This window comes from Mycobacterium sp., from assembly GCF_040509115.1.
In the GTDB taxonomy this organism is placed as follows: Bacteria; Actinomycetota; Actinomycetes; order Mycobacteriales; family Mycobacteriaceae; genus Mycobacterium.
Window position 1 is genome coordinate 1 of sequence record NZ_JBEVLO010000294.1, and the last position, 11,131, is coordinate 11,131.

The 11,131-nt window shown below is 64.4% G+C and carries 10 protein-coding genes and 1 pseudogene; 3 read left to right on the forward strand and 8 right to left on the reverse strand.

Annotated elements, in window-relative coordinates; translation table 11 throughout:
- Positions 1 to 242 precede the first annotated feature (242 nt).
- The gene (locus ABW137_RS20330) at positions 243 to 647 is read right to left on the reverse strand and encodes a MarR family winged helix-turn-helix transcriptional regulator (protein WP_526403242.1); all 405 of its coding nucleotides are present in this window, start codon (positions 645 to 647) and stop codon (positions 243 to 245) included.
- Positions 648 to 997: 350 nt separating this feature from the next.
- On the opposite strand from ABW137_RS20330, the gene ABW137_RS20335 reads away from it, so the two are divergent.
- Positions 998 to 1,312, forward strand: coding sequence for a hypothetical protein (locus ABW137_RS20335; protein ID WP_526403243.1), 315 nt, complete (start codon positions 998 to 1,000; stop codon positions 1,310 to 1,312).
- A gap of 202 nt (positions 1,313 to 1,514) precedes the next feature.
- On the opposite strand, the gene ABW137_RS20340 is transcribed toward ABW137_RS20335, so the two are convergent.
- From ABW137_RS20340 to ABW137_RS20360, 5 genes are all read right to left on the reverse strand, one after another.
- Complete coding sequence (locus ABW137_RS20340; protein ID WP_526403244.1) at positions 1,515 to 2,108, reverse strand: TetR/AcrR family transcriptional regulator; 594 nt, start codon at positions 2,106 to 2,108, stop codon at positions 1,515 to 1,517.
- Between the two features lie 155 nt (positions 2,109 to 2,263).
- Positions 2,264 to 3,004, reverse strand: a complete 741-nt coding sequence (locus ABW137_RS20345) for a hypothetical protein (protein WP_526403245.1) — start codon at positions 3,002 to 3,004, stop codon at positions 2,264 to 2,266.
- Between the two features lie 138 nt (positions 3,005 to 3,142).
- Positions 3,143 to 4,636: an NAD-dependent succinate-semialdehyde dehydrogenase gene (locus tag ABW137_RS20350; protein WP_526403246.1), complete on the reverse strand. Its 1,494-nt coding sequence runs from the start codon at positions 4,634 to 4,636 to the stop codon at positions 3,143 to 3,145.
- Positions 4,637 to 4,680: 44 nt separating this feature from the next.
- Positions 4,681 to 6,009, reverse strand: a complete 1,329-nt coding sequence (locus tag ABW137_RS20355) for an amino acid permease (RefSeq protein ID WP_526403247.1) — start codon at positions 6,007 to 6,009, stop codon at positions 4,681 to 4,683.
- Positions 6,010 to 6,202: 193 nt separating this feature from the next.
- Positions 6,203 to 7,432: an aminotransferase family protein gene (locus tag ABW137_RS20360; protein WP_526403251.1), complete on the reverse strand. Its 1,230-nt coding sequence runs from the start codon at positions 7,430 to 7,432 to the stop codon at positions 6,203 to 6,205.
- A gap of 134 nt (positions 7,433 to 7,566) precedes the next feature.
- Here ABW137_RS20360 and ABW137_RS20365 point away from each other — a divergent pair, with 134 nt between their 5' ends.
- Together ABW137_RS20365 and ABW137_RS20370 are read left to right on the forward strand one after the other, a co-directional pair.
- Positions 7,567 to 8,799 (forward strand): PucR family transcriptional regulator, encoded by a 1,233-nt coding sequence (locus tag ABW137_RS20365; RefSeq protein ID WP_526403248.1) that lies wholly within the window; start codon positions 7,567 to 7,569, stop codon positions 8,797 to 8,799.
- A gap of 147 nt (positions 8,800 to 8,946) precedes the next feature.
- Positions 8,947 to 9,390, forward strand: a complete 444-nt coding sequence (locus tag ABW137_RS20370) for a RidA family protein (RefSeq protein WP_526403249.1) — start codon at positions 8,947 to 8,949, stop codon at positions 9,388 to 9,390.
- A gap of 255 nt (positions 9,391 to 9,645) precedes the next feature.
- Here the strand turns inward: ABW137_RS20370 and ABW137_RS20375 are convergent, their stop codons facing one another.
- Together ABW137_RS20375 and ABW137_RS20380 are read right to left on the reverse strand one after the other, a co-directional pair.
- On the reverse strand, positions 9,646 to 10,929 hold the full coding sequence (locus ABW137_RS20375) for an LLM class flavin-dependent oxidoreductase (RefSeq protein ID WP_526403250.1): 1,284 nt from the start codon (positions 10,927 to 10,929) through the stop codon (positions 9,646 to 9,648).
- Positions 10,926 to 11,131, reverse strand: a pseudogene (locus ABW137_RS20380) (LLM class flavin-dependent oxidoreductase); the annotation flags it as partial. The pseudogene ABW137_RS20380 and the gene ABW137_RS20375, both read right to left, overlap by 4 nt.

Genomic DNA, 11,131 nt, shown 5'->3' on the forward strand with positions numbered 1-11,131 from the left:
CCATCGGTGGGGTTGGCCCCGACGTAGTCGCTGACGGGGAGTGGTAGTTCGTTCGATCTGATCAGCACCGAAACTCGAGCCTCCCGCAGTGGCAGAACGCGTGGATCGAATCGTTCAGCGGCCGACTGCGTGACGCACTACTCAACCCCTGGCGCTTCGGACTCATCGACCCTGCTGCCAGCTAGCGAAGCTAGTCACGGTAGACGTCGACGTGCAAGGGCAGTTGCTCATGGCGGCGCTGCTTAGCTTCGAGGGAGGTGGGGCAACTCCGCCTCGAGGCGTTGACGGAGTTCGTCGAGCGTATGGCGGGCGCGGTCAAGGTGTTCAGGTTCCAGATCTGCGCTAGTCCGCTGCACGAGCTGGTCGAACAGTGCTTGCATCCGGTGCAGTGCCGTCCGTCCGGCGGGCGTGATCTCGAGCATCTTGGCCCTTCTATGCGCCGGATTCGCACGGTAGAGAGCAAGCCCGTCATCGACGAGGAGGTCGGCAATGCGCTGGACGCTTTGCCTGGTGTGTCCGAGCTGTTCGGCGATGCCCGAGACCGATGTTGACTGGGTATCGACGGCCGCGAGAACCTGCCAGCGGGCCAAGCTCTGACCGCTGGGCCGCGCGAGACCATTGCCGATTAACTCGATGACGGTCGCCAACCTGCCGATTTGATCGATGAGTTCGGCGAAGGCGACGCACGCTGGCTCATCAGACTTGACAGCACGCTGTCGAATGGCTCTAGAGTATGTCACGACAACATGCTGTCATATGGTTTCGCCGCCGCGAAGTACTACGCATGCCCACCGTGTCCGCAGAACGCAAGCGGAGCACAGGAAACGGCAGACGTAGTGCATTCTCCGCCAACTGAACGACGAACAGGACATCCTCGTGCACATCGGCATTGGACTTCCAAATCAAGTCCGCAACGTCACTGCGTCCGCCATTCCGCGCTGGGCCGCGGACTCCGAACGTGCAGGGTTCGCGACGCCCGCCAGCGCTGCCCCTCAGTATGACGGCACCCGCCTTCACGGAGGCGAAGCGAGCCTGGCGGGAAGCGGGCCGCTCCGGTAAGCCGAAACTGGTTGCACTGGCCTACCTTGCCCTGAGTGACCCTGAGGTCAGCTGGGCAAACGTCAGACATTTCTACCAGTACGCACCCGAACACCTCGCCAGGAGTGTTGTCGTCTGCACGTCGAGATCGGCAATCAGAGAGCTGATTGATCAGTACACGCAGCTCGATGTCGATGAGATCATTTTCTTCACCGGCAATGACAACCTCGACGAGGTCGCCCGCCTGGCTGACGCCATCGGAAGCGACCGTTAACGGCCACGCGTCGGCGATCACAACGCCAACGGCTTCCACCCTGCCCACGGAGAGCCCGCCCAGCTCAGTTCGACCTACAGTCAGTCACGACCCATCAACCGAAAGTCGCGGTCGTCGAGTGCATCGCTGGGCAGGTGGGGGTCAGTGGCGGTACTCGGTTCTCGGGGAGGGGAGTTGGGCTGCCCTGACCACGCGGGCTGCCCTAGGCGTCGGTGTCGGCGCGAATGGCGGTGTCGATGAGCTGCGCCGCGACGGCGCGGGCGTGCACCATCGGTGAGGTGTCGTTGAGGGTGGTGGCCAACGCGGTGGCCCCTTCGAAGAGGATCAGCAGGTGCTGGGCCAGCAGCCACGGATCGGCGGCGCCTGCGTCGGTGGCCACGGCGGTGAGTCGGTCGGTGAAGCCCTGCTTATGGGTGCGGACGATGTTCTCCGCGGTGGTGAGAGTGCCTGCCGACTCGACGACCGCATTGTGGAAGGGGCATCCGCGGAACCGTCCGGTGGCCTTGGTGTCGAAGATGGCCAGGAGGCGCTCACGGGGCGCCAGCCCTGCGGTGTCCAAACGCCGCTCCATCGGGGAGCCGCCAGCGTCGTCGACGTTTCGAAGGTAGGTGTCGATGAGCTCGTTCTTGCTAGAGAAGTGTTGATAGAAAGTCCGTTTGGAGACTTCGGCCTCGGCAATGAGGGCGTCGACGCCGGTGGCGTGGATGCCGTCCCAGTAGAACAGCTTGTCGGCCGCCGCGGTGATGCGTTCACGTGCGCCCCGACCCTTGCGGCTGACGGCACGTGCGGTAGTCACGAGATCCAAACATACCGATCTGTCTACTTCGAGTCAACGTCACCGGCAGTGGCCACCTTCGGAGACCACTGCGGATCCCAATTGTTCTCATTCAAAGCACCATTGAGTGCGTATGGAGGACAACGCGTCAGCTGCCGCCGTCTGCGACAGTGGGTTCACGTGGCGCTGAAGTGCATGTCGCTGAACTGCATGTCGACCATCAGCTCATCCCAGAGCGTGGCCCCGCGGGCGTCATTGCGGTACGCCCGACGTGTCTGGGGAACGACGATGCCCTGAGCCTCGACGAAATCGTCGAGGTATTGGCTGGCCGGGAAGGCCCCGGCGATGTCGACGCGATAGTCGTGCCGGCGCAGCCGTCGGTCCGCACCGAAGTAGAACTGCTGCCGGCGGCTGTGGGTGGGTAGGTGAGCGGGAAACACCGCACCGATCCCATCGAGACGGTGCCCGTCATGGTCGACGGGATCGATGGGGTAAAGCTGCACGTCTGGCAGCGTCAGAAGAAACGGGCTGTTGAGGTAGGTCCACAAAGCGTAGCCGCTGAAATAGGCTCGCTGCAGCGGATTCCACGCGGTGGTCAGGGTGTGTCCGGCGAAACTCGGCCGGAGATCTCCGGCCTGAGCCAGCGTGGACCCGTCCTGCTTCTCGATGGCGGTGCGCTCGGCGGTGAAGACCATCCGCTGATCCGCAGCCCCGAACGGCTGCAGTGAGGTTTCTACCCGGCGCAATGTCACTGTCCAATGCCGCGAAGTCTGATCTTGGGCCTGACCTTTGCCTGAATAGAGCAGACCGCCGCTGACGATGCGCCCCTGCGCCTGGCGTAGTGCAGTCCAGCGGGCAAGCCCGCCGTGGGCGTCGAGGGCATCGTGAAGTAGCGCTTCGGTCTGGGTGTCGTCCACGGTCTCCATTCAAGCAGACAGATCGGTGTACAACCGAGAGCGGTGGCGGTAGACGCTCGGGGCGCAGGCGGTCGTCGGTGACCTGCGGGACCGCAGCAGCCTGCGACCCGCGCGCAACCTGCCGGCGACGGGTTGTCTCTAGTCGGGGCTGGCAACGTACTTGGTCTCCAAGTACTCGTGAATTCCGGCGCTGCCGCCCTCGCGGCCGAACCCGGAGTGTTTCGTGCCGCCGAATGGGGCGGCTGGATTGGAGATGGTGGTCTTGTTGAGACCGACCATGCCGGTCTGAAGCTGCTCGGTGAGGCGCCAACCCCGTTGGGCGTTGGTGGTGAAGATGTAACTCGCCAATCCGTATTCGGTGGCGTTGGCGAGTTCCACGGCCTGCCGCTCGGTATCGAAGAAGGTCAGGGGGGCGACCGGTCCAAAGATCTCCTCACTGTGGATGCGCGCGGTGGCGGGGACGTCGACCAAGACGGTGGGCGCGAAGAAGTGACCGACGCCGGGTATTCGGGAGCCTCCGAGCAGGCACCGTGCCCCGTGTGCCACGGCACCCTCGACCAGGTTCTCGACTTTTGTGACTGCTTGGTCGTCGATCAGCGGGCCGACGTCGACCCCCTCGTCAGTGCCTCTGCCGACGCGCAATCGAGCCATGGCGGCGGTGAACCGCTCGGTGAATTCCTCGGACACGGCCCGTTGCACGTAGATTCGGTTGGCGGCAATGCAGGCTTGCCCAGCATTGCGGGTCTTAGCCTTCACCGCTTCGTCGACGGCGGCGTCGAGGTCGGCGTCGTCGAAGATCACCAGCGGCGCGTTCCCGCCTAACTCCATCGACATTCGCACGACGTGCTCGGCGCCGAGGGTGATGAGACGTCGCCCGACCGCTGTCGAGCCGGTGAAGGACACTTTGCGAATGCGGCCGTCGCGAATTAGTGGCTCGACGACCGCCCCAGCCTGGGTGGTTGTGACCACGTTGACCACTCCCGGGGGTGTACCCGCCTCGATGAGGATGTCGACCAAGGCCAGCGTGGTCAGCGGGGTCTGTTCGGCGGGCTTAACCACCATCGTGCAGCCGGCTGCGATGGCGGGCCCGATCTTGCGCGTCGCCATGGCCAGGGGAAAGTTCCAGGGGGTGATGAGTAGGCATGGTCCCACGGGTTGATGCAGGGTCCAGACTCTGCCATTGCCGTCGGGGGAGTCGCCCATCTGCCCGCGGATCCGTACGGCTTCCTCGGCGTACCACCTGAAGAACTCGGCGCCGTAGGCGACTTCTGCGAGGGCTTCTGCCATCGGCTTGCCAGACTCGAGTGAGATGAGCAGCGCGAGATTGGCTCTGCGTTCGGTCAGCAGTTCGTATGCCCGGCGCAGGATCTCGCCTCGTTCGCGCGCCGGCCGCTGCGACCACGACGCTTGCGTCTTGCTGGCTGCGGCAAGTGCTTGCAGCCCGTCGGCAGGTGAGGCGTCGGCGATGGTGCGCAGAACGGTCCCGGTCGAGGGATCGTCGACCTCGAAGGTCGCCGCGTTCGAGGCCTGAATCCATTCGCCGTCGATGTGCAGTAGTGGCTGGACGTCGGCGAGCACCTCAGACCTGCGACGCGTGGCGGTCGGCAAATGAGGCGTGGCGGTAGTTGTCATGGCGGCTCTCCTATGTGGGGGGTGTGTCGGCAGATCGGGCGCGGTTACCGCGACATGTCAAGGCCGTCGGGGGAGCGCGAGCCCCGCCGCTGCACGACGGTGCCGACGATGACGGTCACGACGGTCAGTGCCAGGGTGAGGATCAGTTCGCTGCGATGTGTCGGGTCGATCACCATGAGGATCAAGGTGAAGCCAATGAAACCGATGGTCAGGTAGGTCAGCCACGGGAACAGCCACATGCGGACGGGTGCTCGTTCTCCGTGTGCGTCAAGTGCGCGCCGGAAGCGAAGATGGGTGACGGCGATGACGAGATAGACGATGAGCCCGATGGCGCCGGTGGTGGCGATCAAGTACTGGAAGAGTTGTTCTGGCAGCGAGTAGTTGACGACGACGGCGACGAGGCCGACCACGCTGGAGGCCAAGATCGCGTTCGTCGGCACGCCGCGGCCGGTGGTGTCGCCGAGGAGGCGGGGCGCGTCGCCCCGCTCCGCGAGTGAGAACAGCATCCGCGAGGAGGTGTAGATCGCCGAATTGGCGCAGCTGCAGACCGCGGTGAGAATGACGACCTCGATCATGAGTCGCAGCCCGGGAATGTGCAGTTGCCCCAACACGTATTGGAAGGTTCCGTCGGTGCTCAGACCGGGGGAGTTCCACGGCACGACGGCCACGGCGACGAGCAATGATCCCAAGTAGAAGACTGCGATGCGCCAGATCACCGAGTTGACGGCCCGTTGAACGTTCCTCCGAGGGTTCTTCGACTCGCTGGCGGCGATGGTCACCACTTCGGTGCCCATGTACATGAAGACGGCGGTCAGGATTCCGGCGATCACCGGAACGGGTCCGTTCGGCATGAAGCTCGGGGCGCCGAACAAGTTGTGTGTGGCGTCAATGGACGTGCCAGGCAGAACTCCGGTGATCGCGAGGATGCCGACGACGATGAAACCGATGATGGCCACGATCTTCACCAGCGCGAACCAGAATTCCAGTTCACCGTAGTTCCGAACGCTGACGAGGTTGGTCAAGGTCAGGACGCCGACGATGATCAACGCCGACGCCCATTGCGGCACGTCGATCCACAGGTGGATGATCTTGGCGCCGGCGATGGCTTCGATGGGAATGATGAGGACCCAGAACCACCAGTACAGCCAGCCCACCGACAGTCCGCCCCATCGGCCCAACGCCTCGTCGGCATAGGTCGAGAACGAGCCCGTGCTGGGGCGCGTCGTCGACATCTCGCCGAGCATGCGCATCACCAAGACGACGACTGCCCCGGCGAGGATGAAGGACACCAGTACCGCCGGCCCGGCGGTGGTGATGGCTCCGGACGATCCGACAAACAGGCCAGCGCCGATCACGCCAGCGAGGGAAATCATGCTGACGTGGCGTGTCCTTAGGCCCGAACCCAGGCCCGAGGGCGGGGGTTGGTCGCCGTGGGTTGGCTCGGCAGCTGGGGCCGCCCGTCGAGGTGACCGGAGGCGGGAAGGGAAAGTGGACATGGGGCTCCTTCGTCGGCGTGCTGGTATGCGTCGTTTGTTGGGTGATGCGGTCGCGTGTTGCGGCCACGAATCAGGGCGTGTGGTCCGCAAGTACGTGCCAGATGTGGTCGACCAGTGTCGAGATTTCGGCGTCGTCGATGATCAGCGGTGGGGACACGTGAAGCGCGTCCCCGGGGAGCAGACGTGTCAAAACGCCCTTCTCCCGCAGCGAGGCGACGACGTTGCGCCCGAGATCGGGTCCCGCACCATCAGCGCCCGGGTCGAGTTGGATCGCGGCCATGACGCCGGTACCCGAACGCACCTCTGCGACGAGTGGATGCTGGGCTAGCGGCGTAAGACGTTCTGCCAGTGTGTGTTCGAGGGCCAGCGACCGTGCTGGCAGGTCTTCGCGTTCCATGATGGCGATGTTGGCCAGGGCCGCTGCCGCGGCGGTCGCATGTCCGGAGTAGGTGTATCCGTGGCGCCACACTCCGGGTCCGGACGGGGACCAGACGACGTCGGCGACGTGTGGGGCGACCAGGACTGCGCCTAGCGGCGCGTATCCGGACGTAATTCCCTTGCCCGACAGCGTGATATCGGGAGCGAGATCGAATCGTGTGCTGGCGAACCAATCACCGACGCGACCGAATCCGGTGATGACCTCGTCGGCGACGAAGACGATGTCATGGCGCCTGCATGCGTCGCGCACTGCCGAGAGGTAACCCGGAGGAGGTGGGAACACTCCGCCGGCGCCGATGACGGGCTCGCAGAAGAAGGCGGCGACCTGGTCGGCACCTCCTGCACGCTCGACTGCCTCATCGATCACCGTGGGGTCGTCCCACGCGACTACTGTGGTGTGGTTCAACAGATCGTCGTACCCCGCCCTGTTGGGTTCGATTCCGGCCAGACTCGTTCCTCCCCAATGCATTCCATGGTAGGAATTCGTGCGGGTGACGATCGTCTTCTTGTCGTGGCGTCCGCGCGCGTGCCAATAGGTTTGGATCATCTTCAAGGCCGTGTCCACCGAGTCCGATCCTCCGCTGGTGAGGAAGACTGCGCTGTCTGGGACCGGTGCGATCTCGACGAGTTTGTCGACCAACGTCAACGTGGTCTCGGTAACCACGTCGGCATAACAGTGATAGGCGTGCAGCTGACCCGCTTGATCGCTGATCGCGGCGGCGATCTCCGTGCGGCCGTAGCCCACGTTGGCGTACCACGCCGCAGCGGTGGCATCGAGGAACTTTCGGCCCGCGATGTCGTGGAGCCAGACACCGTCGCCCGATCTGAGGACCAGCTCACCGCCGGCGCGAACCGCGGCCATGTCCGCGAATGGATGCCAGAACCGTCCCACGACTCTCCTTTGTGACCGTCAGAGTGATGTGACTCAGTTCACCAAACCCATCCCGGGTCGCGCAGCGGGCGCGTGCACGACAATCACGTTCGTACGATGTGCACATGCACACTTGGGTATACCCGCCTGATGCGGGACGCGAGCCGACGGACATCGTCGCGGGAATCGCGAAACGTCTCTTGGACGACCATCTCGGCGTTCTCGCCGACCGAGCGGTGATGGAGAGTCGCGCCGCCGAGCGTGCCTACCGAATCTTGGTGGCCGAGGCGGATCACCGCCTCGGCGCCGAGGCCACCATCGCATTCGTGCTCTGGTCGATGTCGGGGGAGTCGATGCCGGAGCACCTGCAGCACACGCCCGAAAGCACGGGTCAACTCCGGTGCGCAGGCGGGGTACCACTGGAGTCGGTGCTGCACTGCTTCAGGATCGACTTCCGCGTGGTGTGGGATGCCATGCTCGAACTCGTCGTCGGTGAAGTGCCCGCCGATCAACACGCACGCTTCCTCGCTGGTGCCAGCCGGGTGTGGGAGGCGATCGACATCGTGTCCTCACGTGTCACCAACTCCTATCACCTAGCTGAACAGTCCCTGGACCGTCAGCGCAGTGTCCTGGTCGACGCACTGTTGGGTGGCTCCGAGGAAGTCCACTCGGTGGCACGTCGCCTCGTCGCGGAGTACGGGTTCGGCCTCGATTCGAGGTTCGTCGTGGCCTTTGCCGAACTGGACGCCCAGGCGCAGCCCGGCCTGAGGGAGCCGCGGTCGGTTCTGAGCACGGCCGGCCTGAGATCAGCGTGGCGCCTCGACCAAGGCGGCCAAGTCGGGATCATCGAGCTTCAGTCGGGCGGTCCGGACGTTCCACTTGCCGAGCTGCGCCGGATCGCCGGCACCCGGGTCGGGGTCACGCCGGTCATCGACGGGCTGGAGAGTTGCCGCGGTCGGCTGTGGTTGGCGCAAACCGCAGCCCGAACCCTTCCCGTCGGCGCGGCAGGAGTCGAGTCCATGACCGACCGGCTCCTCGCCGCATTCGCTGCTTGCGCACCTGAATTGTCACGGTTCGTCGTCGGTGAAGTGTTCGGTGACGCGGCGCAGACGCGCACACCAGAATGGGGCCGCCTCATGGAGACGGTGGCGGCGTACGCAGATTGCGACGGTTCAGTCGAGGAGACCGCCAAACGTCTCTACATTCACCGCAATACCGCCCATCAGCGCCTTCGTGCCATACAGAAGATTACCGGCCGGAATTTGAGGTCGCCGCGGCAGGCGGCGGAGTTGTTGCTCGCCGTCGAGGCCTACCGGTTGCACCAGGGGAACGACGCCGCTCATGACCCAAACCCCTGAGTGTGGAAATGCACACAACCGTGCGCCGAACACGGTGCGCGCCGACGTGGACAGTGTCGAACACGTGGGGTGGACTAAGTGCACGGGCCGGTACCCGCCCCTCCTGGTGGCGCAACGGTTCCGCACTACCTCACGACAACGACTCAGGTGGGAGCCGCGATGGAGACGGTTGACAGGTGGAACGTCGCAAAGGTTGCGCGACCAGTGGGCCGGTACACATTGGTCAACGTCTGCCGAGGCGATTCTGAGCTCGCGTTCGTCTCGGGCCAGTTCGGCATCGACGCCCACGGTGACCTGGCGGGTTCTGATACGCGGTCCCAAACACGGCAGGTGCTGGAGAATTTGCGCAGCGTCGTGGAGAGCCTGGGTGCGCTGCCCTCAGATTTGTTGTACGTCAACACGTATCTGTCGCGGGAAGCATCTGTCAACGACTTCATGGCCGAAAGGACATCGTTCTATGACCAGTGGTTCGACAGTGCGGCCGACTATCCGGGAAGCACATTGCTCGTCGTCCACTCTCTCGTGTCGCCTGAGTACTTAGTCGAAATCGACGCCACCTTGGCCATGACGGGCTCGCAGAGTCGTACCTGACTGCCGTTGTGCCGTAGGACCTTTCGTGGCAGTGCGGGAGGTGACTGCATCAGAACGTACCCAATTCGGGCGCTTCCCACGCTCAGCCGCGGTAGGCAGCACTGGCAAGAGCCCAGCATACGAAGAACACGAGCACCTCAAAACGCCGATCCCGGAGAGACGTGAGAGCGACGGACAGACGTGCCCGAGGAGCGCTGTCGAGCCGATCATCGGGTCCTGCAACCGAGAGCGTGACGAACCGCCAAAGACCCTTGGTTATCTGGCGCTTCGGACTGTGCGACGGTTCGGGCGTAGTTCGGGCGTGAGCTCGAAATGGTCGGAGAGGGTAGTGCCGTCGTACTCGGTGCGGAAAAGTCCGCGTTGCTGCAGGATCGGCACCACCTGCTCGGTGAAATCCAGTGTGCCCTTGGGGTGCAGGGGAACCAGGATGTTGAACCCGTCGGCGGCGCCGGCACGGAACCAGCTCTCCAGCTCATCGGCGATCTGTTCGGCCGAGCCGGCGGTGGTCCAATGCACGTTGTTGAGCCCCTTCTCCACCTTGATCGCCAACTCGCGGATGGATAGGTTCTCCTGCTGCACCCAGGTCCGCAGCCGGTTGAGCCGGCTCTGCCCGCCCTTGAACCGCGTGGGCGACGGGAACGCCTCCAGCGGGAAGGGACCATCCAGGTCGTAGACGGAGAAATCGACACCCAGCTCGGCGCCGAGTTGCCCCACCACGTCGACGTTCTTGGTCGCCAGATCCTCCAGTTCGGCTTCCAACGCCTTGCCTTCGGCTTCGGTGGACCCGATGTAGGGCACGACGCCGGGCAGGATCTTCGCCGAATGCGGCGAGCGCCCGAACTTCGCCAGCCGTGCCTTCACGTCGTCGTAGAACTCGAGACCGTTTGGAATGGTCGATGATCCGGTGTAGACGGCCTCGGCGCGCAGCGCCGCCATGTCCCGACCCCGATCGGAAGCTCCGGCCTGTACCAGTACCGGAAAGCCCTGCGGCGACGGCGCAATGGGCAGCCGACCGTCGACATCGAAGAAGCGCCCGTGGTGCGCAACGTGTTCACCGGACCACAGGTCCAGCACGACGTCGACGAACTCCGAGGCCCGCTCATAGCGCAGCTCGAAGTCGGGGTGGCTGTCGTAGCCGAAGTTGCGGGCCATCGGATCACCCGAGGACGTCACGAAGTTCATCCCGATCCGGCCGCCGGACAGATGATCCAGCGAGGCGAAGCGAAGCGCCACCTCGTACGGGTCGTTGTAGGTGGTGGAGATGGTGCCGATCAACCCGATCTGGCTGGTCTGGGCGGCCAGCGCGGCCAGCAGGGTCAACGGTTCGTTGCTCATGGCCAACGGTTCCCGGTCGCTGTAGACCCTGGGGCTGTCGGCCAGGAACACCGCGTCCAGCTTGGCCTTCTCGGCGGCCTGCACGATGCGGGTGTAGTACGGCAGTGAGCACACCTCGGTGGGCTGTGCCGTCGAATGCCGCCACGCGGCGCGGTGGAAGCCGATGCCGCGCAGGTTGAGGTTCAGGTGCATCTGAGAGCTCATGACAGGACTCCCGCGGGAACGGCGGCCAGACCGAGATGACCGCGCAGGGTGGATGATTCGTAGCGGGTGCGGGCGACACCCTGATCCTGCAGCCGCGGGAGCACCTCACGCACGAAGCGCTCGGCCCCGTCGGCGGTCAGGTGCAGGACGAAGCCGTCGCCATCTGTGAGCTGCGCGGCCAACGCGGCGGGTTCGGACAGAT